The sequence below is a fragment of the Citrobacter sp. CRE-46 genome (genome assembly GCF_059615875.1).
Window position 1 is genome coordinate 1,451,521 of record NZ_CM184341.1, and the last position, 26,020, is coordinate 1,477,540.

A 26,020-nucleotide genomic window follows, 5' to 3' on the forward strand; every position below is an offset into this window, starting at 1 on the left:
GAGGTTAACATCAACCCCAAGTCAGAGGGTCCAATCGCAGATAGAAGGCAAGGCGTTCGCGGTCGGGGGCTTCGATCCCCAATACATTGAATAGGACAGCGAAGGCGCGCTCTGCTTCATCTGGCGCTGCCCAGTTCTCTTCGGCGTTAGCAATCATGAGTGCCAAATCGGCATAGCGATCTGCTGTTCCGAGCCGCCCAAGGTCGATCAGACCCGTGCATTGAAGAGTTTTAGGGTCCACCATGAAGTTCGGCATGCAGGGATCACCATGGCAAACAACCATATCGGTGCGCTCTTGGTCGAGCCGCACCGGTAGCTCTCGTTCGACACGAGCCAAAAGATCGAGCTGCGGCGTACTCTTGTCCTCGTCCGGTAAGAAGTCGGGATTGACGGCATTGCGGGACACCACATCAACGGCGCGTCCGAACATTCGCGACAGCCTGCGCTCAAACGGACATTGATCAACCGATAGGCTGTGAACAGCGCCAAGTTGCTGCCCCATTGACGGCCACGCTTTGAGCAAATCCGCTCCAGACAGATCAGCCGCCGGTACTCCCGGAATTGCCGTTATCACCAAGCATGCACCCTCCTGTTCCTCCTGCCAGTTGATGACCTCGGGGCAAGCCACACCTCGACCTTTGAGCCAAATGAGGCGGTCACGCTCTCCAGCGAGCTCACCGCGGCGGGAAGCAGGTGCGATTTTCGCGAAGGCATGCCCGTCACCACGTCGAAAAACAAAATCACCGGATTCTCCGCCTCTGACAGGCAACCAGTCAGAATGCGATTCACCAAAAAAAATATTAGTTCGATTCAATGGAGGTTCCTTCAGTTTTCTGATAACGAATTCTTGCGGTTTCTTTCAGCGCCGCCAATACCGCCAGCCCGTCGCGCAAGGGGCGCGGCTCGTGTGTGCGGATGAAGTCAGCTCCACCTGCGGCGGCGGCAAGCTCTGCAGCGAGTGTCGCGGCCCCGACATCCCCCGGACCACGGCCTGTGAGCGCGCGCAGAAAGGATTTGCGCGAAACAGACAGAAGCACCGGCAAATCGAAGCGCAGCCGCAATTCATCGAACCGCGCCAGCACCGAGAGCGAGGTTTCGGGAGCAGCCCCCAGAAAAAACCCCATGCCGGGATCAAGGACAAGGCGGTTGCGTTTGATACCGGCACCCGTCAGCGCCGCGATGCGCGCGTCAAAGAACGCCGCAATGTGATCCATGATGTCGCCAGCGGGTGCCTCGCGCCGATCTGCCTGCCCGTCTTGCACCGAATGCATAACGACGAGTTTGGCAGATGATTTCGCCAATTGCGGATAGAACGCAGCGTCTGGAAAACCGCGAATATCATTGAGATAGGCCACACCACGCGACAAGGCATAGGCTTGCGTCGCGGGTTGATAACTGTCGAGCGAGACGGGAATGCCATCTGCCTTGAGCGCGTCCAGCACCGGCGCGATACGCGCGATTTCTGTGTCGGACGAAACAGGCGCGGCGTCGGGATTGCTGGATGCCGGACCGAGGTCGATCACATCTGCCCCCTCGGCCATCAGCTTACGCGCCTGCGCAATGGCTGCGTCTGGCGCCAGATACCGGCCTCCATCGGAGAAACTGTCCGAGGTTATGTTGACGATGCCGAAAATGATGAGCGATTTATTCATGGGGGCTTCTATAATAATAATAATCGAGCATGAGTCTCATACGGATGCTCGGGTCGAAAGGGAATCCCCAGGCGAGTAACCTGTTTGCGGTGATCCATTAGCTGCAGGAGCAGAATAGCATACATCTGGAAGCAAAGCCAGGAAAGCGGCCTATGGAGCTGTGCGGCAGCGCTCAGTAGGCAATTTTTCAAAATATTGTTAAGCCTTTTCTGAGCATGGTATTTTTCATGGTATTACCAATTAGCAGGAAAATAAGCCATTGAATATAAAAGATAAAAATGTCTTGTTTACAATAGAGTGGGAATAAGCTGATAACCCTTCCTGAGTTTTCATGAACAGGTAAAACTGCAATCAACCCTCTGTTTTTACAGGGGGTTTTTATTTATGTGTATTCATGAATTTTCTATGCGGCGCACAGTTCCTGACGGTAAAATTGACGTAATCGTCGAACCAGGTCGAGTCATAAAGAAAGTTATTTAATAATAATGAATATCCATATTGATTACTTCCGGGACTCCATGTCCTGCTTATTACTAAAACTGGATATATTCTTTGCGGAATTTACAGCGTATATTTCAAGTTGATCGCCATTAGAATGAGATTGCCAAATATCAATAATTTGTGGAAATCTCAGCCAGCACGCCTTCACCCGCTTGGTTGGCGAGATGCCGCTGCTTCCAGCCGCGACATCTCGTATTGTATAGCCAATTCTGGACGGTTAGTTAGCGCCGGTGCGCTAACGCAAAAAGCGACCTCTCAGCACCTTATTATCCACAATCTCTAACAATACCTGCGGTGATTGGGCTGCCTGGATGCGTTCGCCGAGTTGGGTAAGTAAAACGTTATCAGTATTAAGCAGGCTATCCGTTTGATTTAGCTTGCGTTCTACCTGTAAGGCATTTGCCTGAGTGCTGCTTGCTCGTTCAAATAACGGCTTCATCTTGCTGAGATGATGGGCGACTTTACGTTTTATTTTTTCCCATTGCTGAAATATGCCGTTGCTGGCATTCAGTTCTTTTAAATAGACCTCGCTTGTCAGGACAAATTCTTGGTTGCCGTCATGCTTGATGAACAGGATGAGATTAGCCACCAACAAACATTGCATACCCGTCAGATACTCACGCTGCAACCGTTCAACATTACTGATTTTCAGTTTGAGCGCTTCCCGGAGATCGTCAGATCCAAACCAACTGGTTGGTTCAAATTGTTCAATTTCTCGATATGCCTGAGTGATATCCTTTTCAAGATGCTTAACCTGCGAGCGTACTTCCTGCGCGCTTTTGGCCAGGTTGAGTAGCGACTCTTTGGTGATAATGTCATTACGGCTCAGTAATAAACCGATAATATTGAGATGTTCATGGAAAGCCTGGATCTTCGCGAGGCGCGATTGTTCAAGATGGCTTTTAATCGAATCGATCTTTTGTTCGATGATCCGCAGCCTCTCATTAATATCGGCAAGATGTTTTTGGGCCAGAAGTTGTGACGCGATATTAAAAACCAGGCTGGCATTGACCAGCGACTTCAGATTTTCAGCTTCGTGAAATCGGGCTTGTGTGCCAATTTTGTTGGTGTCTGGATTAAGTACCGCGCCGATTGCTCCGCTGCCATCTTTCGCCTGTACCAGTTGGCTGTATTCGAAAGAACAGGTCATTAATTGTGTCGCGTTACCTGCAACGGCAGTGGCGACGGTGGGTACGCTACTGAGCCAGTGGTTAAAGAGTGAAATGCTGCTGGGATCAAGTTCCGTCTGCGAGTCCTGTTGCGCAATATCTTGCCAGCATCCAGGCTGGCTGTGTATTTTCACCAGGGGATTATTTTGCGCGTCGACGATGTCCACCTCGAAGGCCGCTTCTTGCTCAGCTATCTGATTGTTGTTCGCTAAAGTTGACATAGGGTGAATTCTGCTGGGTTAGTTACGGTATTTTTACTGCGCTATTTTGGGCGAGTAAAGCATGTTGAGCATCGCGATATGGGCAATGAACGGAATTGTCACCCGGTATGCCTCCCCAAGCGTTTGGTTAGCAAGGCCAATCGTACTGACGATAGCAGTGACGGGATGTAAGCGGAGTGCGGCAAATGCCGCTACGCTTGCCGCCGTTGACAGGCCGATAACAACACCTTTATCGTTGATGCGCAGATTATCCTGCATCTTGAAAAAACCGGAGACAACTTTCGTTTCTGTGCAGCGCTCCCAACGTTCATGATCGGCTAATGACTGCCAGTCATCACCAAACAAACTTAGGACGATTTCCCGCTCTTTTGTGGCGTTATTTTTTTTCTTGCTGTCTTTGCCATTGAGCTTTTTATGAACATCGGTTAATAACTCAGAATAAGGCAACGGCTCACTGCGGAAAATATTAACGAGCGAGTGTCCGCCATATTCCTGCAATTCATGTAGCAGATGCCGCAGTCCATGCTCGCTGTAGTCCCGTTCTGCCTTCTCTTCGAGTAGTAAGTCCTTAACGGACGATGATAATGCTACCCGGCCCTTGCCGTTGTCTGTCAGAACGTCGACCAGATAGTCAATGTGATTGAGGGAGGTTTTTTTCAGTAACGACAGGATATGTGGGTCACATTTGACCGGTTGTTCCATTTTTATGGATTCCTTCATCATGAATAACGCATAGAAAACGATAGAGAGTATTGTACAGATATGTTGGGGAGGGGGGGAGGTTGTTTTTTGTAGCCTGTAATGTGAGACATGGAAATATGTAACGATGATGATATTTACGGCCTCTTTGTTAGTATTTAATTTTCAAATTTTATTTAAGGGTGGGTTTTTAAGCTATTAGTCAATGCTAATGCGGCCCAGCAGAGGGAAAACCCCCTGTCAGCGTATTTTAATCGACAATCGACCTGGTCGGTGCGGCGAAACGGGGGGCGAGAGTAGTTAACAATATTGTCAGAGATGATTTTGCCGTTAGGGATCACCACCTCTTTACTATCAGCGGTGAGTAGGGGGGGTGAGAAAAGATGCACTTTTTCAACTGTCCCGGTAACAGTGCCAATCTGCACGATTTCTTCGGCGCGGAAAGGTCGCAGGGAAACCAACAATACACCAGCGGCGATGTTGGATAGCATCGCTGTGCCCAGGGAGTCATTCAATACCGCTTCGTATTTTCGGAAATAATGTAAAGCCCTGCATCGTATTACCTTGTTGAATATAAAAGACCAAAATCTTATATAAATATGTGATTACATTTTAAATATTAATGTGTGCGTTATTTATATTAACTAATGCTATCGGCGAGTGACTATTTGAACTGTGTTTACGTTTATTATCTCCAATACACAGAAACATAGTAACTCAGTGCCAATAGTGTGGTGACGAGGAGCGAAAATATTGTGCAATTGTGCGGAAATCAAAAAATGATTTGCTGGGGGAGTATGTGGCATTATAAAAGTAGTGACGGGAGGGAACACAAATCCCTTACCGGATGGTTAACTGTCAGACGATTAGCCATCCGGTAAGGAATCTTGAGGGTCAGGACATCAACGCGGTCTGCGAGCGATTAACGTGGGGCTGTTTGTGCTGGGGAGGTCTGTTGCGGCAGGGTTAGCTGCTGAGATTCTTTTTTGTCCTGGTGGTGATGCCACGCACCAATGGCGGAGTAGACGAAGCGTCCGAAGAAGAAGAGGAAGCTGATAAGCAGTACGATCCGGATCATGCGACTGTTAAATCGGTGTCGTTTGCGTAGGCTGGTAACCTGGCTCACAAAAGGTTCCTTGTAGTGTACCCGACATGGGCGATACTCACATTAAGGCATACTGTGAGGGAATGGTCAATTCTTCGTTATGTAAAATTGCTTCAGTTGTTTTATCCCCTTATGTTATGGAAATTAATATGATTATTTGCGCGAATAATGAATTAACGATAAAAAATAATGAAAAGAGTAATAATTGATTAATGAGGGGCATTTTTTTTGATATGTATCAAACGTCGGCCTTTGCTGACAACTAGAATTGATGAATCAATATGATGTATTACTTTAACGATTTAAAGTCAGGTGGGATGCCTGTCTGAATACCCCCTACAGGATGTGTGGGATTCTACTGAGCATCTATGAAACTCAATAAAAAATATATTGGTATTAGAGATAGATGGTGGGCGTTACCTCTCATCTTGCCTTCTTTGCTGTTGCCTATATTGAGCACTGCCAACACCTATGCCCATATTAGTACGGGGACCGTAATACTTTTCTATCTGCCATTGGCGCTGATGATTAGTCTGATGCTCTTTTTTGGCTGGGCGGCATTGCCAGGAATTATCATTTCCATAATCTGGTATAAATATCCGCAGGTTGGACTATTTGAAACACTCTCAATAATTTCTCACTTTATAGTTACGCTAGTGCTTAGTTGGGGCGGGTATAAGGTATTCGTTCCCCGGCGAAACAATGTTTCCCACGGCGATTCTCACCTGATGTTTCAGCGAATGTTCTGGCAGGTGTTCTGCCCGGCAACGCTGTTTCTGATTCTCTTCCAGTTTGCCGCCTTTGTGGGCGTCTATGAGAGCAAATCAGGCATGGTGGGCGTAATGCCCTTTAACACCGGCACGTTAATCAATTATCAGGCTATGCTGGCGGGGAATCTGGTTGGGGTACCACTGTGCTATCTCATTATTCGAACGATTCGCAATCCATTGCACCTGAGAGGCTATTTTTCTCAGTTAAAGCAGCAGGTTGACAGCAAAGTTACCAAAACAGAGCTTGCAGTCTGGTCGATTATATTGGCCGCATTTATGTCAATGTTGTGTATGCCGCTAAATGAACAAAGCTCAATATTTAGCACGAATTATACCTTGTCACTGTTACTGCCCGTTATGCTATGGGGCGCAATGCGTTACGGTTATAGATTTATTTCGGTGATATGGTCAGTCGTACTTATTACTGCAATTCATTATTATCAGCGCTATATGCCCTGGTATTCGGGCTATGATACCCAGCTTGCCATTACCTCATCGAGCTATCTGGTTTTCTCCTTTATAGTGAATTTCATTGCCGTACTGGCAACGCGCCAGCGGTTTGTTACCCGACGGAACCATCGTCTGGCATTCTTCGATCCAATGGTACATATTCCAAACTTGCGTGCGTTGAATCGGGATTTGAAAAAAGCGCCCTGGTCAGTGCTCTGCTTTTTGCGCGTGCCCGGCATGGAACTGCTGGTGAAAAATTACGGCATTATGCTGCGTATCCAGTACAAGCAAAAGCTTGCCCAGTGGATAACACCTCTGTTAGAGCCGGATGAGCATGTCTATCAATTATCGGGTAATGATCTCGTTTTGCGTTTTAACACAGAGGCTCATCAGGAGCGCATTGAAGCCCTGGACAGGCATATTAAGCAATTCCGCTTTATCTGGGATGGCATGCCTTTACAGCCACAGGTTGGCATCAGCTTTTGCTATGTTCGCGCTCCGGTTAACCACATTTATTTATTGCTCGGTGAGTTAAGCACCATTGCCGAAATATCTCTGGCGACCAATTCTCCAGAAAATATGCAGCGACGCGGCGTGATGCACTTGCAACGTGACCTGAAAGATAAGGTTGCGATGATGAACCGTCTGCAGCAGGCGCTGGAGCACAATCGCTTTTTCCTGATGGCGCAGCCGATCGCTGGCGTGCGTGGTGATGTCTATCATGAAATTCTGCTGCGACTTCATGGGGATGATGGTGAAACTATCGCTCCGGATAATTTCTTGCCGGTAGCGCACGAGTTTGGTTTGTCATCCAGCATCGACATGTGGGTGATTGAAAACACGCTGAAATTTATGGCGCGGAATCGGGAACAAATGCCTGCCCGTCGGTTTGCCATTAACTTATCACCTACATCGGTATGCCGTGCCCGGCTTCCGCATGACATCAATCAATTACTGACGAAATACAAAGTTGAAGCCTGGCAACTCATCTTTGAGGTGACGGAAAGCAATGCCTTAACCAATGCGGAACAGGCACAGGCGACGTTACTACAGCTGCAATCTTTGGGCTGTCAGATTGCGATAGATGATTTTGGCACCGGATATGCCAGCTATGCGCGACTGAAAAATGTGAATGCCGATATCCTGAAAATTGACGGCAGTTTTATTCGTAATATCGTTTCGAACAGCCTCGATTATCAAATCGTGGCCTCCATTTGTCATCTGGCGCGGATGAAAAGAATGCTGGTGGTTGCGGAGTATGTCGAAAGCGAAGAAATACGCAGCGCGGTGATTTCGCTGGGAATTGATTACCTGCAGGGGTATTTGATTGGCAAACCGTTGCCGCTGCGCGAAACGCTGGAAGAGCAGGTGCCAGACGAGCCGGCACCTGTTGAGAGCTTATGCTGCGATATCGGGTGAGCTTTCTTCTTCAATTTTGAGACGCCAGCCGGTTACCGCTTCCCAGTATTGCTGCTCTTTTTCCAGATCGAGCAGTACCAGCGCATTTTGGCTGAACCAGTCATGTGGGAAGCGTAAGGTCCAGTGGTTGTCTTCGGTTAGCAGGGTCAGGGTCGGCGGCGTGGTTGTCGCCTGACGCTGATTATTCAGTAACACCCCCAGACGCAATAGCTGGATTAACGGCAGAAACTGTTTTTTCTTAAACAGCGTAAAGCGGGGTAAATCATCAAGTTTCACCGCCTTACGATGGTAACGAACTAATGTTGCCATCATCAGTTGCTGTTCCTGATTGAATCCCGGTAAGTCGCTATTTTGTAGAATGTAAGCAGAATGGCGATGCAGGCCGCTATGGTTAATATTCAGCCCAACCTCATGCAGCATCGCAGCCCAGCGCAGTAACGCTTCCAACTGGGGATTGGCCAGTTTTGGCTGCTGAATATGCCACTGGTCATACATCTGCATGGTGGTTTCCAGCACTCGCCGGGCTTGCTCACTGTCAATGTTGTACTGATTCGCCAGGCTGCTGGCGGTGCGGCTACGTACATCCTGATGGCGAAAACGGCCTTCCATTTCATACAGCACGCCTTCACGTAGCGCGCCATCGGACAGCCGAAGCTCGCGAATCGCCAGCGCATCAAAAACGCCGCACAAAATAGCAAGCCCAGGTACAAATACCGCTTTTCGTTCTTCTGACAGTCCCGGCAAACTGAGCGCATCGAATGACGCGTGCTTCAGCACTTCAGCGGTCAGTTTTTCCAGACGTTCGGGGGTGATAAAACCATCTTTCTCCCCCATCTCCAGCAGCACTTCGTGTGCCGCTTTAATGGTACCCGACGCGCCCAGCGCAACGTTCCAGCCCTGAATGCGAAACTGCCAGGTTAGTGTTTCAAGTTTTTGCGCTGCCGCCATGCGGGCGCGCTGGAAGTTTTCCCGACTGATAGCGCCGCCCGGGAAATACATCTGAGCAAAACTAACGCAGCCCATACGGCGGCTTTCGACCAGTTTGGGTTCGAAATCTTCGCCGATCACCAGTTCCGTTGAGCCGCCGCCGATATCGATAACCAGCTTGCGGCCTTTTTCCGGCTGGGTGTGTTCAACGCCCATAAAAATCAGACGTGCTTCTTCATTGCCAGAAATAATCTCAATCGGGTAGGGGATGACTTTTTCTGCGCGCTTGAGAAAATCGGTCGCGTTCAGCGCCTGACGTAGAGTATGGGTTCCCACGATACATACGCTCGACGGGGGAAAACCTTGCAGTCGTTCGGCGAAAAGCGACAAACAGCTTAATCCGCGCTCCATTGCTTCTTCGCTCAGCTTGTTGTCTGCGCCGAGCCCATCCGCCAGATGTACGCGTTGTTTCAGTCGTCCGATGATTTGCATTGCACCATCAACCACGCGGGCAATGACCATATGAAAACTGTTTGAACCCAGGTCGACCGCAGCAAATTCCTGCGGTCGTGGTGACTTGTCGTGTATTGGCATATCGTTAGTCAGGTTGCTCGAGTGATTTGATGTAGTCGTAAATCGCCAATTGTGACTGAACCTTACGGCGGTTTCCACGTGGCACGTAGCGATTACTCAGTTCTTTATCGATGAAGCGAGCCTTCACCGTATCGCTAAACAGAATATCAATGATATCCAGCACGCGTTGCTTGAGGCGTGGATCAAGTAGCGGGGTAGCGACTTCGATACGATAGTCGATATTTCTTGTCATCCAGTCAGCCGAGGAGAGATACACCTGCTTATCGCCGCCGTTCTCAAAGATATAAACCCGGTCATGTTCGAGGTAGCGGTCAACAATGCTGATAACGCGAATATTATCGCTGATGCCTTCAAGGTTCGGGATCAGAGAACACATACCGCGAATCAATAAATTGACCGGCACGCCTGAGCCTGAGGCTGCATAGAGACGATCCACCAGACCTTTGTCGACCAGGTTATTCAGTTTTAACGTAATACCTGAAGGTAACCCTTGCTGTGCGTTAGCGATCTCTTTGTCGATCATGGCGTACAGCAGGCGACGTGAGTTCTGCGGAGAAACCAACAGATAATCAAATGTTACCGGACGGTATGGGTTTTCAATGAAGTTGAACACCCGGCGAACTTCGTTAGTAATGCGTGAATCGGCGGTAAGCAATGAGTAATCGGTATAGAGGCGCGCCGTTTTTTCGTTGAAGTTACCGGTCCCGATATGCGCATAGCGCACGACGTCATCGCCTTCTTTACGTGAGATAAGAAACAGCTTGGCGTGAATTTTCAGGCCTGGGGCGGAGAAGATGACATGCACGCCCGCTTCGGTAAGACGTTTGGCCCAGTGAATGTTGGCTTCTTCATCGAAGCGTGCCTGCAGTTCCACGACGACAGTGACTTTCTTACCGTTATGCGCGGCATGGATCATCGCGTCGATAATGCGCGAGTCTTTTGCCACACGGTAGATGTTGATTTTTATCGCCAGTACGCTTGGGTCGAAGGAGGCCTGACGCAGCAGTTCCAGCACATGTTCAAAGGTGTGATACGGATAATAAAGCAGTACATCACGCTCGCGGATTGCATCAAATCCGTTACGGAATTTCTCGTTATCGAACCAGATGTGACGCAGACGGGGCAGTGGTTTATTCACCAGGTTAGCTTTGCCAACATTGGGGAAGTTAATAAAGTCTTTGAAGTTATGGTAACGCCCGCCGGGAACGATGGAGTCGTAGCGAGAAATGGTCAGTTTTTCACGCAGCACCTCGACCAGCGCATTAGGCATATCTCGCTGATAAACAAAGCGCACAGGCTCGGCGGTCAGACGCTGTTTCAGGCTGGATGACATCAGCTCCATCAGGCTGGATTCCATCTCGTGCACTAAATCGTATTCCGCGTCGCGGGTCATTTTCATCGAATAGGCGTTCAGCGCATCGTAATCAAAGAACCCTTTGAAAATATCGTCAAGGCAATAACGTAAAATGTTGTCCAACAGGATCATCGGTTTACGACGACGCGGGGTCTCCGGCGGCAAATTCACAAAACGGGGAACCTTGTCAGAAGGGATTTCCAGTAGCGCGTAGCGGATCGTATCACCACGGATAATCTCCACCGCCAGATAGGTATAGTCATCTTTCAGAAACTGGACTAAATCCGTCTCACGGTTAATCAGAATCGGCGTAATGTGCTGGCGAAGATATTGCTTGAAGTAATGGCGTAACCAGCTCTGCTGATTCACCGACAATTGGCGTTCGTTGATTAAGAAAATCTGGTTACGCGCCATCTCCAGCAGTAATTCGTTATACAGGCCGTCAAATTCCTGATCGGCTTTTAATACGCGGGCCTGGATTTTGCCGAGCAGATGGCGGGAGTGAGAGTTTGAACCCTGTTCTTCGCTAATGATGATTCGGCGCTTCAGTTCGGCAAAACGAACCTTGTAAAACTCGTCGAGGTTATTGGAATAGATGCCTAAAAAACGCATCCGTTCGATCAACGGGTTTGATTTATCAGCAGCTTCCTGGAGTACACGTTCGTTAAACGCTAACCAGCTGAGTTCTTTCTCGATATATAGCTTTTCCTGACCCATTACCACTTTTACTCCGTTTCATTCACGGGACACTACCGATTTATTATGGCGAGCATTGCTCTCAGATGTCCAACTGTGCCAGAAAAATATGACAATAAACTGTCTGATAGCAAAGAGAAAGGGGGGAAGAATAGTAGGCCGGATAAGCGAAGCGCCATCAGGCCTACCGGAAGATGTGATTATTCGTCGGCGGCGTAGCCTTGCGGCGGCAGGCGAACGCCGTCCAGCCATGCTGCGTTATCGCGCATCTTCAGGCGACCATCGATAAACCAGCTTACCACCAGCGGGTAAATCGCATGTTCCTGGGCCTGAACCCGGGCAGTGACGTCATCTTCGCTGTCGCCTTCAAATACCGGAACCTTGGCCTGGAGAATAACCGGTCCACCGTCCAGTTCATCAGTAACAAAATGGACGGAGGTTCCATGCTCTTCATCGCCGTTATCCAGTACCTGACGGTGCGTGTGCAAACCGGGATACTTCGGCAATAAAGACGGGTGGATATTCAGCAACCGTTCAGAATAGTGAGCAACAAACGCCGGGCTGAGGATGCGCATATAACCGGCCAGCACCACGACATCGGGGCCGTAGGCGTCAATCTCTTGTATCAGTTGGCGGTCAAATGCGTCGCGGCTGGCAAACTGAGCGGTCTCCAGCGAATGTGCCGGAATATTCGCTTCTCGTGCACGTTCAAGGCCGAACGCATCGGCCTTGTTACTGAATACTGCCCGTATGGTGCCATTGATTTTTTTCTGTTCGCAGGCGTCAATGATTGCCTGCAAATTGCTTCCGTTACCGGAAATGAGCACCACAATGTTTTTCATTCAATGACCACACGCTGTTCGGAATCAGAGGCTTTGATGATACCGATTTTCCATGCGTTTTCACCTTTCTCATTGAGCAAAGCGAGGGCGTTGTCCACTTCCGAAGCTGGCAGGGCGATGACCATGCCTACGCCGCAGTTGAAGGTACGGTACATCTCGTGCTGGCTGACGTTACCCGCCGTTTGCAGCCAGGTGAAGACGGCTGGCCACTGCCATGAGGATTCGTCGATCACTGCCTGCGTGTTGTCTGGCAGGACGCGCGGAATATTTTCCCAGAAGCCGCCGCCGGTCAGGTGGGCGATGGCATGCACATCAACCTTCTCGATCAGCTCCAGAATGGATTTTACGTAAATACGGGTCGGGGCCAGTAAGTGATCGGCCAGCGACTTGCCTTCAAGCTCGGTGGTTTCAGGGTCACAACCGCTGACTTCAACGATTTTACGTACCAGGGAGTAGCCGTTGGAGTGCGGGCCGCTGGAGCCGAGCGCAATCAGCACGTCGCCATCAGCCACTTTTGAACCGTCGATAATCTCGGATTTTTCGACGACGCCAACGCAGAAGCCAGCCACGTCGTAATCTTCGCCGTGGTACATGCCCGGCATTTCAGCCGTTTCACCGCCCACCAGCGCACAGCCTGACTGCAGACAGCCTTCGGCAATACCATTAATGACGCTGGCTGCGGTATCCACATCCAGTTTGCCAGTCGCATAGTAGTCGAGGAAAAACAGCGGCTCAGCGCCCTGAACCACGAGGTCGTTGACGCACATCGCGACCAGGTCGATGCCAATGGTGTCGTGGCGTTTCAGGTCCATCGCCAGACGCAGTTTTGTGCCTACGCCATCGGTGCCGGAAACCAGTACCGGTTCACGATATTTTTGCGGCAATGCGCACAGCGCACCGAAGCCACCCAGACCACCCATCACTTCCGGGCGACGCGTTTTCTTTACTACGCCTTTGATTCGATCAACCAGAGCATTACCTGCATCAATATCAACACCGGCATCTTTGTAGCTAAGAGAGGTTTTATCGGTCACTGCCTGCTTCCCCACATGTTTACTTGCAGTAAAAGTTAAATTCGGCGCAATTCTAACAGGGAAAGCAAACGTTTGCGAGCCTGCTCTGCATCAAGTTTTATCTGCTGATTTTTTCAGCATTTTACAGTCATTTATCTATTTGTTTGAATCGCGCCACGAAAATGAAACCGGGTACATTCTTGTTCTTGAAACCAGCCAGCCAAATGCGCAGTATCGTACTGAAACCGGTTTCTGTTTTCTGTTACGGACCTCACCGAGAGTGTTTTGAACAGGGTAATCATGATAGGGGGAAGGTATGTCTGGATTTAAAGCAGATTTCATGTGGGGGGGCGCTGTAGCCGCTCACCAACTGGAAGGTGGCTGGCGGGAAGGTGGAAAGGGAATTAGCGTTGCTGATGTGATGACGGCGGGGGCGCATGGTGTGGCGCGTGAAATTACTGACGGTGTGATCGCCGGTAAAAATTACCCTAACCATGAGGCGATTGATTTTTATCACCGCTATAAAGAGGACATAAAGCTGTTTGCTGAAATGGGCTTTAAATGTTTTCGTACTTCCATTGCGTGGACGCGTATTTTCCCATTAGGCGATGAAGCGCAACCCAATGAAGCCGGCCTGCAGTTTTATGATGATCTGTTCGACGAATGTCTGAAACATGGCATTGAGCCGGTAATTACGCTGTCGCATTTTGAGATGCCTTACCATCTGGTGACGGAATACGGCGGCTGGCGCAATCGTAAACTTATCGATTTCTTTGTCCGTTTTGCCGGGGTGGTTTTCACGCGTTATCAGCACAAAGTGAAGTACTGGATGACGTTTAATGAGATTAACAACCAGGCGAATTATCACGAAGACTTCGCCCCTTTTACTAATTCTGGTCTGAAGTACCAGCCTGGTGAAGATCGCGAGCCGGTCATGTACCAGGCGGCGCACTATGAACTGGTGGCAAGCGCGCTGGCGGTGAAGACCGCGCGTGAAATTAACCCCGCGTTGCAGGTAGGGTGCATGATTGCCATGTGTCCAATCTACCCGCTGACCTGCGCGCCAGACGATATGATGATGGCGATGAACGCCATGCACCGTCGTTACTGGTTTACCGACGTACATGTGCGTGGTAGATACCCGCAGCATCTTCTCAACTACTTTGCTCGCCGTGGCTTTGAACTCGATATCACCAACGAAGACCGTCAGGCGCTGGCCCTGGGCTGCGTTGATTACATCGGTTTTAGCTACTATATGTCTTTCGCGACGCAGGCTACGGCGGATAACCCCCAGTTGGATTACGATGAGTCGAAAAGCCTGGTACCTAACCCGTATGTGCAAAAATCGGACTGGGGCTGGCAGATTGATCCGGTCGGTCTGCGCTATTCGCTGAACTGGTTCTGGGATCATTATCAACTGCCGCTATTTATTGTCGAAAATGGATTTGGCGCCATCGACGTGCGCGAGAGCGATGGTACAGTCAACGACCAGTACCGTATCGACTACCTTGCCGCCCACATACGTGAGATGAAAAAAGCGGTGGTGGAAGATGGCGTGGAGCTGATGGGATATACCCCGTGGGGGTGTATTGATTTAGTCTCGGCCGGGACGGGGGAGATGAAAAAACGCTACGGGTTTATCTACGTCGATAAAAATAATGACGGTAGTGGGACATTAGCACGCTCGCCTAAGAAATCTTTTTCATGGTATCAAAACGTCATCCAGACTAATGCTGAATATCTTTAAAATTCATAGCATTGATAACAAGCTCCGCCATGAGTACGGGGCTTGTTTTATACTCATCATCCAGACGCAAACGACTTTGGTTGATCCATATCAAGCGGATGCAGTGTTGCGCCAGAGACGAAAAGCGGTATAATCCGGCGATTTTTTTTGTGGTTGCCACTCGTCTGAGGAAAGGAGAAGAGTATGAAGATCGTGGAAGTCAAACACCCACTCGTCAAACACAAGCTGGGACTGATGCGTGAAAACGATATCAGCACTAAACGCTTTCGTGAACTCGCCTCGGAAGTTGGCAGCCTGCTGACTTATGAAGCAACCGCTGATCTGGAAACCGAAAAGGTGACCATTGAGGGCTGGAACGGTCCGGTTGAAGTAGACCAAATCAAAGGTAAAAAAATCACCGTTGTGCCAATCCTGCGTGCCGGTCTGGGCATGATGGAAGGCGTACTGGAAAACGTTCCGAGCGCGCGTATCAGCGTTGTCGGTATGTACCGTAACGAAGAAACGCTGGAGCCGGTTCCGTATTTCCAGAAGCTGGTTTCTAACATCGATGAGCGTATGGCGCTGATCGTAGACCCGATGCTGGCGACCGGCGGTTCCGTTATCGCCACCATCGACCTGCTGAAAAATGCAGGCTGCACCAGCATTAAAGTGCTGGTGCTGGTTGCGGCGCCGGAAGGTATCGCGGCGCTGGAAAAAGCGCACCCGGATGTTGAGCTGTACACGGCCTCCATCGATCAGGGACTGAACGAGCACGGATACATTATTCCGGGGCTTGGCGATGCCGGCGATAAGATTTTTGGTACCAAGTAAACGAATAAGTGAAAAGAAGCCGACTTTAAGAGTCGGCTTTTTTTTGAATACAACAACCTAATCGCTAATAACAAATAACACTCAGAGGAAAACACTATGACGCGCCGTGCTATCGGGGTAAGTGAAAGACCGCCGCTTTTACAGACAATCCCGCTTAGTTTGCAGCACCTGTTCGCCATGTTTGGCGCTACGGTACTGGTGCCAGTTCTGTTCCACATCAACCCGGCTACCGTTTTGCTGTTTAACGGCATTGGTACGTTGCTGTATCTCTTTATCTGTAAGGGTAAAATTCCCGCGTATCTCGGTTCCAGCTTTGCGTTTATTTCTCCGGTGCTGCTGCTGCTGCCGTTAGGTTATGAAGTGGCGCTGGGCGGTTTCATTATGTGCGGCGTCCTGTTCTGCCTGGTTTCTTTCATCGTTAAGAAAGCAGGCACCGGCTGGCTGGATGTGATGTTCCCTCCGGCGGCGATGGGCGCAATCGTTGCCGTCATCGGCCTGGAGCTGGCAGGCGTTGCTGCGGGCATGGCGGGATTACTGCCTGCTGAAGGGCAATTACCGGATTCGAAAACCATCATCATCTCGATGGTGACGCTGGCGGTGACGGTATTTGGCTCCGTACTGTTCCGCGGTTTTATGGCGATTATCCCGATTCTGATTGGGGTGCTGGCCGGTTATGCGCTCTCTTTCGTGATGGGCGTTGTGGACACCACGCCGATTACCCAGGCGCACTGGTTTGCGCTGCCGACTCTCTACACGCCGCGTTTTGAATGGGTTGCCATTCTGACCATCTTGCCTGCTGCGCTGGTGGTTATCGCTGAACACGTCGGACACCTGGTAGTGACGGCAAATATCGTGAAAAAAGATTTGATTCGCGATCCTGGTTTGCATCGTTCTATGTTCGCCAACGGCCTGTCTACGGTCATCTCCGGTTTCTTCGGCTCTACGCCGAACACCACGTATGGCGAAAACATCGGCGTAATGGCGATTACCCGCGTTTACAGTACCTGGGTTATTGGCGGCGCCGCGATTTTTGCCATCCTGCTCTCCTGTGTAGGCAAGCTGGCGGCGGCGATCCAGATCATCCCGCTGCCGGTCATGGGCGGCGTATCGTTGTTACTGTATGGCGTGATTGGTGCTTCCGGTATTCGCGTACTGATCGAATCAAAAGTTGACTACAACAAAGCTCAGAACCTGATCCTGACCTCGGTCATTTTGATCATTGGCGTGAGTGGCGCGAAAGTTCACATTGGCGCCGCAGAGCTGAAAGGCATGGCGCTGGCGACCATCGTCGGTGTCTGCCTGAGCCTGATTTTTAAAGTCATCAGCCTGCTGCGTCCGGAAGAAGTGGTGCTCGACGCAAAAGATGCAGACAGCCCGCAACAGTAAGTCTCTGACCGGGCGGCATCGCTGCCCGGTTCTATCGCGACGCATTTCTGTGTTAAACTCAACGCGATTTTATGAAATCCTGGGTTGAGGTATCTCTGAACACACCGGCACAGCTCTCTTTGCCACTTTATCTTCCTGACGACGAAACGTTTGCAAGTTTCTGGCCGGGGGATAACTCCTCTTTACTGGCTGCACTGCAAAACGTGCTGCGTCAGGAACATAGCGGGTATATTTATCTCTGGTCGCGTGAAGGCGCTGGCCGTAGTCATTTGCTGCATGCAGCCTGTGCGGAACTGTCTGCGCGCGGCGATGCGGTAGGCTACGTGCCGCTCGATAAGCGCACCTGGTTTGTTCCCGAGGTGCTCGACGGTATGGAGCATTTATCACTGGTATGCATCGATAACATCGAATGTGTGGCCGGTGATTCGCTGTGGGAAATGGCGATCTTTGATCTCTACAACCGTATTCTGGAGTCGGGGAAAACGCGTCTGCTGATCACCGGCGATCGCCCGCCAAGGCAGCTCAATCTGGGGTTACCGGATCTCGCCTCGCGCCTTGACTGGGGACAGATCTACAAGCTGCAGCCGCTTTCCGATGAAGATAAGCTGCAGGCGCTGCAATTACGCGCCAGACTTCGTGGGTTTGAACTGCCGGAAGATGTGGGACGTTTCCTGCTTAAACGTCTGGATCGGGAAATGCGTACGCTGTTTATGACGTTGGATCAGCTTGATCACGCATCGATCACCGCCCAGCGTAAGCTGACCATTCCGTTCGTAAAAGAGATTTTGAAACTGTAAACGCCGCAGCCGAAAAGAGTGCGGCGATTTCAGGTTAACCGACGATTTCCAGTACCTGCTCCGGCGGACGTCCGATCCGCGCCTGGCCTTTGGCAACCACAATGGGGCGCTCCATCAGCTTCGGATTTTCAACCATCGCCTGAATCAGCGCATCTTCACTCAAATTCTTGTCCGCCAGGTTAAGCGACTTGTAGAGATCTTCTTTCTGGCGCATCAGTTCGCGCGCGCTGGACATACCCAGCATCTGCAGCAGTTCACGCAAGGTTGCGGCGTCTGCTGGCGTTTCCAGATACAGTACTACTTCCGGCTCCACGCCGTTGGATTTCAGCAATTCCAGCGTTTCTCGGCTCTTGGAGCAGCGTGGGTTATGGTAGATTTTAATCGCGTCTGACATGACTTCTCCTTGCATAACAATACTGCCGGATGGCGACGCTACAGCATCGCCATCCGGTGAGAGTTCGATAATTACATCTTCGTATACGGTTTAAAACGTTCTTGCAACTGGCGCAACTGGTCGATACGGGCATCGTATCTGGCCTGCTGCTGGCTTCCCAGTTTGACCTGCGAACTTGCGCTGCTGAGCATCGAAATCGCCTGGTCAAGACGCCCTGCAAGGGCATACCCTTCCGCACGCGCAGCCAGTTCCTGATCGCGGTTACCGAGAGCAGCCTCCGTTTGCGCTAACAAATCCCAGCCGTTAGGGTCATCCTTATGGTTAAACGTATAACGATTCAGGATATTGGCTGCTTCTTTGGCTTGTCCGCCCTGTAAATACGCATTTGCCAGATTGAGCTGCAGTACCGGGTTGACTCGCAGGTCTCGAGCATTTTTAAGGCGATTAATCGCGTCGCCGGTTTTCTTCTGGCCGAGATCGATATCCGTTGCCAGGTCAAGATACCAGGCATTGTTTGGTTCGGCCGTCAGCAATGGTTGCAGCGCTTTACGCGCCTCGTCGTATTTACTGGCCTCCATTGCCTGCAACGCCCGGCCATACTGCGCTGCACGTTGCTCGCGTACGTTGCCTTTCGACCAGCTACTCAGCAAGTCATCGGTCAACTGGTTGCGACCAGAGTTATACATGCCTAAGGTTCGCGCCTTGGCCAGATAAAAATCTTCTGAAGACTGGACGACGACCGGGCGCATCTGGTTGGCGCGGTTACGCGCATCTGCCAGACGGCTTTCTGGCAGGGGGTGGGTCAGCAAAATTTCCGGTGGACGCGAAGAGTAACGGGCCTGATCGAGCAGTTTTTCCAGGAACGTCGGCATGGCCTGGGGATCGAATCCCGAACGTTGCAGTACCTGAATACCGATGCGGTCCGCTTCCTGTTCGTTTTGCTGCGTAAAGCTGATCATTCCCTGGCGCGTACCCGCCAGCGTACCGGTCAGCGCCGCCATACCCGCCTGGGGACTGGCCATCGCCAATAAAATGGATCCTAACGCACCGACCCACGTTAGTGGGGCGCTGCGTTTCTGATCTTCCATCGCTCGCGCCAGGTGACGCTGCGTGACGTGGGAAATTTCGTGCGCCATAACCGATGCCAGTTGGCTTTCGTTATCGGAATAGCGGAACAGTGCGGAGTGCAAAACAACGTTGCCGCCAAAGAAGGCAAAGGCGTTAATTTCATCGTTGTTGATTAAAAAGAAGGTGAAGGGCGTTTTTACCGAGTCGGCGTGTGCAACTAAACGCATCCCCAGACTATTAATATATTGGGTCAGCAACGGATCGTTAATTAACGGCGCGCTGCCCCGCAGCTGGCGTACATAAAAATCGCCCATCTGCATTTCCTGTCCTATGGAAAGGGTACTCCCTGCCGAGGTTCCCATATCAGGCAGGGTGTCCGCGGGGTCAGCAAATGCGGGCGCAACCTGACCGATGGTCAGTGCGGCAATGAGGGTAGCAACCAGGTTTTTTTTCAACTGCCTGAACATAACCTCTGTCCTGTATTCTTTTTTGAGATAGCCATTTGACCAATGCCGTGAAGTATCGTTCACACTCCGCAAGCTTAGGGAGTGTAACTGTGAAACCTGACGATGAACACCCAGGAAAAATGTCTTTTCACTTTGCGTAATCAGCCATAAAAAGCGAAGTCTTTTTTGTGACATTTCGATACAATTCGGGATCGCAATCCCGCTATTGGATTCATGGAAGGGTTTTATGCTCGAAATGTTGATGCAATGGTATCGCCGCCGCTTTAGCGACCCCGAGGCCATCGCCCTGCTAATTATTCTGGTTGCCGGTTTTGGCATCCTGTTCTTCTTTAGCGGTCTTTTGGCGCCGCTGTTGGTCGCCATTGTGCTGGCGTACCTGCTCGAATGGCCGACTGTACGGCTGGAACATATCGGCTGTTCACGGCGCTGGGCGACATCAATCGTGCTGGTGGTGTTTGTCGGTATTTTGTTGCTGATGGCGTTTGTCGTGATGCCCGTCGCGTGGCAGCAGGGGATTTACCTGATCCGCGATATGCCCGGTATGCTCAATAAATTATCTGATTTTGCCGCCACTTTACCACGACGTTATCCGGCGCTGATGGATGCGGGCATTATTGATGCGATGGCGGAGAATATGCGCTCGCGGATGCTCACCATGGGCGATTCGGTGGTGAAATATTCGTTAGCCTCTCTGGTCGGATTGCTGACGCTGGCGGTCTATCTGGTGCTTGTCCCGTTGATGGTATTCTTCCTGATCAAAGATAAAGGTCAGATGCTGAACGCCGTGCGTCGGGTACTGCCGCGTAATCGCGGACTGGCGGGACAGGTATGGAAAGAGATGAATCAGCAAATCACCAACTATATCCGCGGAAAGGTGCTGGAAATGGTGGTGGTCGGCGTGGCGACCTGGCTCGGCTTCCTGCTGTTTGGCCTCAACTATTCTCTGCTATTGGCGGTGCTGGTGGGGTTCTCGGTTTTGATCCCGTATATCGGCGCTTTTGTGGTGACGATTCCGGTCGTCGGAGTGGCGTTGTTCCAGTTCGGTCTTGGCACCGAGTTCTGGAGCTGCTTTGCCGTGTACCTGATAATCCAGGCGCTGGACGGTAATCTGCTGGTCCCGGTACTGTTCTCCGAGGCCGTTAACCTGCACCCGCTGGTGATTATTCTGTCGGTCGTTATTTTTGGCGGGCTGTGGGGATTCTGGGGCGTATTCTTTGCGATTCCTCTGGCGACGCTTATCAAAGCCGTCATGCATGCCTGGCCTGATGGTCAGGCCGTTGACGAACCTTAATCTGCAAACTCCGGCGATGCAATGTCGCCGGAGCTGAACTTGTCTGACCTCTATCCACACTTTCTGAATAATCTCCTCTGGTGTCGTTTTTCTCCGCGTTTGTCTTTAACTTGACCCGCGTGATGTCTTTTCGTCACGCAAGGAATAAGACCAACAGGAGAACAACATGGGTCACAACACACACACGCAGCAAAAGGTGGGATGGGGCGGTTATCTCGCTTTTTTTATTACAATTATTCTTTTTTCCGGCATGTTTGCGAAAAGTACCGAATGGTGGCGGGTATTTGACTTCACCGTCCTTAACGGTGCGTTTGGGAAGGTTAATGCGGCAGGCGATACGGCGATCTCTTTTCGCGGCACGGGTGGCATGGGCGCTAAAGATGGCTTTTTATTCGCACTGGAGCTGGCGCCTTCCGTCATTCTTTCTCTGGGGATTATCTCCGTCACCGAAGGGTTAGGTGGATTGCGCGCCGCACAACAGTTAATGACGCCAGTCCTGCGCCCGTTGCTCGGAATTCCAGGTGTTTGTTCGCTGGCGCTGATCGCGAATTTGCAAAATACCGATGCCGCAGCCGGGATGACGAAAGAAATGGCTGAAGAGCGCATTATCACTGAACAGGAACGTGCCGTTTTTGCCTGCTGGCAAACCAGCGGCAGCGCCTGTATTACCAACTATTTTTCCTCAGGGGCCGCACTGTTTACGATGGTTACCGTTCCGGTGATTACGCCGCTGGCGGTGATCCTTGTGTTCAAATTTGTGGGGGCTAACCTGCTGCGCTTATGGATTGCGCAGTTGGAAAATCGCCGTACGCAGCAGGAGGACTGAGATGACAACGCAGGTACGTAAAAACGTCATGGATATGTTTATCGATGGCGCACGGCGCGGGTTTACCATAGCAACAACCAGCCTGTTACCGAACGTGGTGATGGCGTTTGTGATTATCCAGGCGCTGAAAGTAACGGGGCTGCTCGAGATTGTCGGGCGGGTATGTGAGCCCGTGATGGCGTTATGGGGGCTGCCGGGCGAATCTGCCACCGTCCTGCTGGCGGCGGTCATGAGTATGGGAGGCGGCGTCGGTGTTTGCGCCAGCCTGGTTGTTGCCGGTACGCTTTCGGGACATGATGCCACGGTATTATTACCCGCTATCTACCTGATGGGTAATCCGGTGCAAAATGTGGGACGTTGTTTGGGGACTGCGGGGGTCCATCCTCGTTACTATCCGCTTATTATTGCGGTGTGCGTCATTAATGCACTGCTCTCTATTTGGGTCATGCAGGTTATTGCCTGACAAGGAAGGTTATGAACTGTTCAATTCTTAATTTGACATTGTTCCAGCAGGGACATGTGTACGCGCCGGCAGATTTAGGGCGACAGGATATACTGGTATCCGGCAGCAAAATTGTTGCCATCGCGCCGTCGATTTCTCCTGAAGACTTTCCCGGCTGCGAGTGCGTCAATCTGGACGGCGCGATTGTGTGCCCGGGGTTTATCGATCAGCACGTCCATTTGATTGGCGGTGGCGGTGAAGCGGGTCCGCACACCCGCACGCCGGAAGTGCGTTTGTCACCGCTGGTTGAAGCTGGCGTCACTTCGGTGGTGGGATTACTGGGTACAGATGGTATTACCCGTCATCCGGAGTCGCTGCTGGCGAAAACCCGCGCGCTGGAGTTTGAAGGTATCAGCGCCTGGATGCTGACCGGTGCGTATTCTCTGCCTTCCCCGACTATCACCGGCAGCATCGATCGCGACGTGGCGCTGATCGATAAAGTGATTGGCGTGAAGTGTGCGATTTCGGACCATCGTTCTTCAGCTCCAGATACCCAGGCACTGGCGAACATGGCGGCGCAGTCGCGCGTCGGTGGATTGTTAGGGCGTAAACCGGGGATCAGCGTTTTCCATATGGGCGACAGTCCGCGCATGCTGGAACCGTTGTATCAGATCCTTGAAAACTGCGACGTGCCGATAACTAAACTGTTGCCGACTCATGTTAATCGTGCGGAACCCCTGTTCCAGGCGGCACTGGAGTATGCCCGCAAAGGCGGTTTTATCGATATTACCAGCAGCATTGATGAGCCTGTTGATCCGGCCACGGCTATTGCCACGGCGCTGCGCCAAAATGTGCCGCTGTCGCGCATTACCCTGAGCTCGGACGGCAACGGCAGCCAACCGGAATTTGATGAGTCAGGTAATCTCACCGGGATTGGCGTCGCGGGGTTTGAATCACTGGCGGAAACGGTGCGCCAGTTGGTGAAGGTTCATGCTATACCGCTGGAACAGGCGCTGTGTCCGCTGACGCGTACGGTGGCAGAGTTTTTAGGGCTGGAGCATAAAGGGCGTCTGGCTGTGGGATGCGATGCGGATATTCTGGTGCTGAACGACGCGCTGGAGGTGAATCACCTGTGGGCGAAGGGAAAAGTGGTAGTCAGACAGAAAAAAGCCTGCGTCAAAGGGACGTTTGAATAACCGAGGTTGATGCCGGATGGCGGCGTAAACGCCTTATCAGGCCTACAAAGTGTGCAAACTGTAGGCCTGATAAGCGAAGCGCCATCAGGCTTTTTTCAGAAAAACGTGAATCAGGCGTTCTCTTTCAGCCAGTTCATTACCACGTCGTGGTGATTGCTGGTTTTGAAGTTATCAAACACATGCTCAATTTTCCCTTCAGCATCAATCAGGAAGCTGATGCGGTGGATGCCATCGTAGGTTTTGCCCATAAATGACTTCTCACCCCAGACGCCGAACTGCTCGCAAACCTGATGATCTTCGTCGGACAAGAGCGTGAAGTTAAGAACTTCTTTCTCCGCGAATCGGGAAAGTTTTTCCGGTTTATCGGTGCTGATTCCCAGCACTTCAACACCTGCTTTTTTTAACTCATCCATGTTATCGCGCAGGCCGCAGGCCTGTACGGTACAGCCGGGTGTCATGGCTTTCGGGTAAAAATAAACCAGAACACGCTGTCCCTGGAAGTCGGTTAAATTTACTTGTTCTCCGTCTTGATCCGGCAAGCTAAATTTCGGTGCGATATCACCGGCTTTCAGTGGGTTCATTACTTAACTCCATCCTGTTCATCATGCTGTGAGTAATTGACGACGTTAATACTGCCTTGCGCATTGAGTTCTGTACAGAGTGCTTTAAACGCATCTTCAATATTTGCCGCGTCATGTGACGCAGGACTATGTGCGGTAATTTGAATAAACAACTGCGCCGTCTTTCCATTCTCAGCCGGTTGCGTGCGTGAAACCAGTTCCGCAATATTCATTTGGTGGCTATCAAACAGGGCGGTAAAGCGTTCAATCAAATGTGGAGAATCGGGGACATCGACCTGCACCCATACCGTGGCGGGCATTGCTGGGCGGGGACGCGCAGTCGTGCGCTTCATGACAATCAATAAATCCAGCTCAGCGCCTTTCAACGGCAAGGTTGATTCAATCAGGGTGATGGCATTCCAGGTGCCTGACAGCAGCATGATAAATGTGAATTCGTCACCCAGCATCGCCAGTCGGCTGTCTTCGATATTACAGCCGCAACTGCTGACATGACGCGTGATGGTGTTCACAATTCCTGGGCGGTCGGCACCCAGCGCAGTAATGACCAGATAGTGTTGCGATGACGATGTCAAACCTGTTCTTCCTTTGAGCGGTGAGGTAATCATAAGGAAAGCATAAAAAAAACATGCATACAACAATCAGAACGGCTCTGGTCGCTTGCTTTTATTGTCGTACCAAACGTACCATTGAGACACTTGTTTGCACAGAGGATGGCCCATGTTCACGGGAAGTATTGTCGCGCTTGTTACGCCGATGGATGAGAAAGGTAAAGTCTGCCGGTCGAGCCTGAAAAAACTGATTGATTATCATGTCGCCAGCGGCACCTCGGCGATCGTTTCGGTTGGCACCACCGGTGAGTCTGCCACCCTGAGTCATGATGAACATGGCGATGTGGTGATGATGACGCTGGAGCTGGCCGACGGGCGTATTCCGGTAATTGCCGGAACGGGCGCCAATGCGACCGCAGAAGCCATTAGTCTGACGCAGCGTTTCAACGATAGCGGTGTTGTCGGCTGCCTGACGGTGACGCCGTATTACAACCGCCCAACCCAGGAAGGTTTGTTCCAGCATTTCAAAGCCATCGCTGAACATACTGACCTGCCGCAAATTCTGTATAATGTGCCGTCCCGTACTGGCTGCGATATGCTGCCAGAAACCGTTGGCCGTCTGGCGAAAGTAAAAAATATTATCGCTATTAAAGAGGCCACGGGGAACTTAAGTCGCGTTCATCAGATCAAAGAGCTGGTTTCAGACGACTTCATTCTGCTCAGCGGTGATGACGCGACCGGACTGGATTTTATGCAGCTCGGTGGTCATGGCGTGATTTCCGTAACGTCTAACGTTGCGGCGCGTGACATGGCTGAAATGTGCAAACTGGCGGCTGCAGGGCATTTTGCCGAGGCGCGGGTAATTAACCAGCGTTTGATGCCGTTACACAACAAACTTTTTGTCGAACCCAATCCTATCCCAGTGAAATGGGCATGTAAGGAGTTGGGACTTGTGGCGACCGATACGCTGCGTCTGCCGATGACGCCAATCACGGACAATGCTCGTGAAATCGTCAAGGCGGCGCTTAAGCATGCCGGTTTGCTGTAAAGTTTAG

23 protein-coding genes and 2 pseudogenes are annotated in these 26,020 nt (G+C 51.0%); 10 read left to right on the top strand and 15 right to left on the bottom strand.

Annotation, left to right across the window (positions count from 1 at the left end):
• Window positions 1-10 precede the first annotated feature (10 nt).
• The 6 genes and pseudogenes from aph(3'')-Ib to AC534G_RS06880 form a co-directional block, all read right to left on the bottom strand.
• Entirely contained in the window at window positions 11-814 is an 804-nt protein-coding gene (aph(3'')-Ib, locus tag AC534G_RS06855) for an aminoglycoside O-phosphotransferase APH(3'')-Ib (protein WP_001082319.1), read from the bottom strand.
• Entirely contained in the window at window positions 801-1,652 is an 852-nt protein-coding gene (gene sul2 / locus AC534G_RS06860) for a sulfonamide-resistant dihydropteroate synthase Sul2 (RefSeq protein ID WP_011270145.1), read from the bottom strand. Before sul2 ends, aph(3'')-Ib begins: the two co-directional genes overlap by 14 nt.
• A 736-nt stretch (window positions 1,653-2,388) precedes the next feature.
• Complete coding sequence (locus tag AC534G_RS06865) at window positions 2,389-3,543, bottom strand: hypothetical protein (RefSeq protein WP_110497190.1); 1,155 nt, start codon at window positions 3,541-3,543, stop codon at window positions 2,389-2,391.
• Window positions 3,544-3,576: 33 nt separating this feature from the next.
• Window positions 3,577-4,266 (bottom strand): YaaW family protein, encoded by a 690-nt coding sequence (locus AC534G_RS06870; protein ID WP_227409224.1) that lies wholly within the window; start codon window positions 4,264-4,266, stop codon window positions 3,577-3,579.
• A gap of 215 nt (window positions 4,267-4,481) precedes the next feature.
• Window positions 4,482-4,730, bottom strand: a pseudogene (locus tag AC534G_RS06875) (mechanosensitive ion channel domain-containing protein); the annotation flags it as partial.
• 434 nt (window positions 4,731-5,164) lie between these two features.
• Complete coding sequence (locus AC534G_RS06880; protein WP_071888163.1) at window positions 5,165-5,368, bottom strand: YfgG family protein; 204 nt, start codon at window positions 5,366-5,368, stop codon at window positions 5,165-5,167.
• Between the two features lie 347 nt (window positions 5,369-5,715).
• Between AC534G_RS06880 and AC534G_RS06885 the strand changes: the two genes are divergently transcribed.
• Window positions 5,716-7,986, top strand: coding sequence for a bifunctional diguanylate cyclase/phosphodiesterase (locus AC534G_RS06885; RefSeq protein WP_110497192.1), 2,271 nt, complete (start codon window positions 5,716-5,718; stop codon window positions 7,984-7,986).
• Here AC534G_RS06885 and ppx read toward each other — a convergent pair.
• The 4 genes from ppx to purM form a co-directional block, all read right to left on the bottom strand.
• Window positions 7,966-9,507, bottom strand: coding sequence for an exopolyphosphatase (ppx, locus tag AC534G_RS06890; RefSeq protein WP_038642590.1), 1,542 nt, complete (start codon window positions 9,505-9,507; stop codon window positions 7,966-7,968). The genes AC534G_RS06885 and ppx overlap by 21 nt on opposite strands.
• 4 nt (window positions 9,508-9,511) lie before the next feature.
• Window positions 9,512-11,578, bottom strand: a complete 2,067-nt coding sequence (gene ppk1, locus AC534G_RS06895) for a polyphosphate kinase 1 (protein WP_069324466.1) — start codon at window positions 11,576-11,578, stop codon at window positions 9,512-9,514.
• Window positions 11,579-11,757: 179 nt separating this feature from the next.
• Window positions 11,758-12,399 carry a phosphoribosylglycinamide formyltransferase gene (purN, locus tag AC534G_RS06900; RefSeq protein ID WP_199981204.1) on the bottom strand — a complete coding sequence of 214 codons (642 nt, stop codon included), beginning with the start codon at window positions 12,397-12,399 and terminating at the stop codon, window positions 11,758-11,760.
• Window positions 12,396-13,433 carry a phosphoribosylformylglycinamidine cyclo-ligase gene (gene purM / locus AC534G_RS06905; protein ID WP_069324467.1) on the bottom strand — a complete coding sequence of 346 codons (1,038 nt, stop codon included), beginning with the start codon at window positions 13,431-13,433 and terminating at the stop codon, window positions 12,396-12,398. Before purM ends, purN begins: the two co-directional genes overlap by 4 nt.
• A 295-nt stretch (window positions 13,434-13,728) precedes the next feature.
• Here purM and AC534G_RS06910 point away from each other — a divergent pair, with 295 nt between their 5' ends.
• The 4 genes from AC534G_RS06910 to AC534G_RS06925 all read left to right on the top strand — a co-directional run bounded on the left by AC534G_RS06910 (window position 13,729) and on the right by AC534G_RS06925 (window position 18,152).
• The gene (locus AC534G_RS06910; RefSeq protein ID WP_110497194.1) at window positions 13,729-15,159 is read left to right on the top strand and encodes a 6-phospho-beta-glucosidase; all 1,431 of its coding nucleotides are present in this window, start codon (window positions 13,729-13,731) and stop codon (window positions 15,157-15,159) included.
• A 183-nt stretch (window positions 15,160-15,342) separates the two neighbouring features.
• Window positions 15,343-15,969: a uracil phosphoribosyltransferase gene (gene upp, locus AC534G_RS06915; RefSeq protein ID WP_038642580.1), complete on the top strand. Its 627-nt coding sequence runs from the start codon at window positions 15,343-15,345 to the stop codon at window positions 15,967-15,969.
• Between the two features lie 96 nt (window positions 15,970-16,065).
• Entirely contained in the window at window positions 16,066-17,355 is a 1,290-nt protein-coding gene (uraA, locus tag AC534G_RS06920) for a uracil permease (RefSeq protein ID WP_110497196.1), read from the top strand.
• 95 nt (window positions 17,356-17,450) lie between these two features.
• Window positions 17,451-18,152 (top strand): DnaA inactivator Hda, encoded by a 702-nt coding sequence (locus AC534G_RS06925; RefSeq protein WP_211924219.1) that lies wholly within the window; start codon window positions 17,451-17,453, stop codon window positions 18,150-18,152.
• A gap of 34 nt (window positions 18,153-18,186) precedes the next feature.
• Here the strand turns inward: AC534G_RS06925 and arsC are convergent, their stop codons facing one another.
• On the bottom strand, window positions 18,187-18,546 hold the full coding sequence (gene arsC, locus AC534G_RS06930; protein WP_038642576.1) for an arsenate reductase (glutaredoxin): 360 nt from the start codon (window positions 18,544-18,546) through the stop codon (window positions 18,187-18,189).
• Between the two features lie 71 nt (window positions 18,547-18,617).
• Window positions 18,618-20,081, bottom strand: coding sequence for a beta-barrel assembly-enhancing protease (gene bepA / locus AC534G_RS06935; protein WP_038642574.1), 1,464 nt, complete (start codon window positions 20,079-20,081; stop codon window positions 18,618-18,620).
• A 226-nt stretch (window positions 20,082-20,307) separates the two neighbouring features.
• Between bepA and AC534G_RS06940 the strand changes: the two genes are divergently transcribed.
• The 4 genes from AC534G_RS06940 (at window position 20,308) to iadA (ending at window position 23,836) form a co-directional block, all read left to right on the top strand.
• Complete coding sequence (locus AC534G_RS06940) at window positions 20,308-21,372, top strand: AI-2E family transporter (protein ID WP_006683504.1); 1,065 nt, start codon at window positions 20,308-20,310, stop codon at window positions 21,370-21,372.
• Window positions 21,373-21,538: 166 nt separating this feature from the next.
• On the top strand, window positions 21,539-22,198 hold the full coding sequence (locus tag AC534G_RS06945; RefSeq protein ID WP_038642572.1) for a nucleoside recognition domain-containing protein: 660 nt from the start codon (window positions 21,539-21,541) through the stop codon (window positions 22,196-22,198).
• 1 nt (window position 22,199) lies between these two features.
• Window positions 22,200-22,661, top strand: coding sequence for a YjiG family protein (locus AC534G_RS06950; protein ID WP_003037948.1), 462 nt, complete (start codon window positions 22,200-22,202; stop codon window positions 22,659-22,661).
• 11 nt (window positions 22,662-22,672) lie between these two features.
• Window positions 22,673-23,836 carry a beta-aspartyl-peptidase gene (gene iadA, locus AC534G_RS06955; protein WP_110497198.1) on the top strand — a complete coding sequence of 388 codons (1,164 nt, stop codon included), beginning with the start codon at window positions 22,673-22,675 and terminating at the stop codon, window positions 23,834-23,836.
• Here iadA and AC534G_RS06960 read toward each other — a convergent pair.
• The 3 genes and pseudogenes from AC534G_RS06960 to AC534G_RS06970 form a co-directional block, all read right to left on the bottom strand.
• Window positions 23,767-23,925: pseudogene (locus tag AC534G_RS06960) on the bottom strand (hypothetical protein); the annotation flags it as partial. The gene iadA and the pseudogene AC534G_RS06960 overlap by 70 nt on opposite strands.
• Window positions 23,926-23,946: 21 nt before the next feature.
• On the bottom strand, window positions 23,947-24,417 hold the full coding sequence (gene bcp / locus AC534G_RS06965; RefSeq protein ID WP_038642568.1) for a thioredoxin-dependent thiol peroxidase: 471 nt from the start codon (window positions 24,415-24,417) through the stop codon (window positions 23,947-23,949).
• Window positions 24,417-24,989, bottom strand: coding sequence for a glycine cleavage system transcriptional repressor (locus AC534G_RS06970; protein ID WP_038642566.1), 573 nt, complete (start codon window positions 24,987-24,989; stop codon window positions 24,417-24,419). The genes bcp and AC534G_RS06970 overlap by 1 nt, the downstream gene beginning before the upstream one ends.
• Before the next feature lie 145 nt (window positions 24,990-25,134).
• Between AC534G_RS06970 and dapA the strand changes: the two genes are divergently transcribed.
• Window positions 25,135-26,013: a 4-hydroxy-tetrahydrodipicolinate synthase gene (dapA, locus tag AC534G_RS06975; RefSeq protein ID WP_006683510.1), complete on the top strand. Its 879-nt coding sequence runs from the start codon at window positions 25,135-25,137 to the stop codon at window positions 26,011-26,013.
• Window positions 26,014-26,020: the final 7 nt, after the last annotated feature.

Coding starts and splice junctions, on each gene's coding strand:
- ppk1 (WP_069324466.1), bottom strand. CDS start 11,578: ATGGGTCAGGAAAAGCTATATATCGAGAAAGAACTCAGCTGGTTAGCG.
- AC534G_RS06865 (WP_110497190.1), bottom strand. CDS start 3,543: ATGTCAACTTTAGCGAACAACAATCAGATAGCTGAGCAAGAAGCGGCC.
- uraA (WP_110497196.1), top strand. CDS start 16,066: ATGACGCGCCGTGCTATCGGGGTAAGTGAAAGACCGCCGCTTTTACAG.
- arsC (WP_038642576.1), bottom strand. CDS start 18,546: ATGTCAGACGCGATTAAAATCTACCATAACCCACGCTGCTCCAAGAGC.
- AC534G_RS06950 (WP_003037948.1), top strand. CDS start 22,200: ATGACAACGCAGGTACGTAAAAACGTCATGGATATGTTTATCGATGGC.
- upp (WP_038642580.1), top strand. CDS start 15,343: ATGAAGATCGTGGAAGTCAAACACCCACTCGTCAAACACAAGCTGGGA.
- bcp (WP_038642568.1), bottom strand. CDS start 24,417: ATGAACCCACTGAAAGCCGGTGATATCGCACCGAAATTTAGCTTGCCG.
- AC534G_RS06945 (WP_038642572.1), top strand. CDS start 21,539: ATGGGTCACAACACACACACGCAGCAAAAGGTGGGATGGGGCGGTTAT.
- sul2 (WP_011270145.1), bottom strand. CDS start 1,652: ATGAATAAATCGCTCATCATTTTCGGCATCGTCAACATAACCTCGGAC.
- purN (WP_199981204.1), bottom strand. CDS start 12,399: ATGAAAAACATTGTGGTGCTCATTTCCGGTAACGGAAGCAATTTGCAG.
- bepA (WP_038642574.1), bottom strand. CDS start 20,081: ATGTTCAGGCAGTTGAAAAAAAACCTGGTTGCTACCCTCATTGCCGCA.
- AC534G_RS06870 (WP_227409224.1), bottom strand. CDS start 4,266: ATGATGAAGGAATCCATAAAAATGGAACAACCGGTCAAATGTGACCCA.
- AC534G_RS06940 (WP_006683504.1), top strand. CDS start 20,308: ATGCTCGAAATGTTGATGCAATGGTATCGCCGCCGCTTTAGCGACCCC.
- dapA (WP_006683510.1), top strand. CDS start 25,135: ATGTTCACGGGAAGTATTGTCGCGCTTGTTACGCCGATGGATGAGAAA.
- ppx (WP_038642590.1), bottom strand. CDS start 9,507: ATGCCAATACACGACAAGTCACCACGACCGCAGGAATTTGCTGCGGTC.
- AC534G_RS06910 (WP_110497194.1), top strand. CDS start 13,729: ATGTCTGGATTTAAAGCAGATTTCATGTGGGGGGGCGCTGTAGCCGCT.
- AC534G_RS06885 (WP_110497192.1), top strand. CDS start 5,716: ATGAAACTCAATAAAAAATATATTGGTATTAGAGATAGATGGTGGGCG.
- iadA (WP_110497198.1), top strand. CDS start 22,673: ATGAACTGTTCAATTCTTAATTTGACATTGTTCCAGCAGGGACATGTG.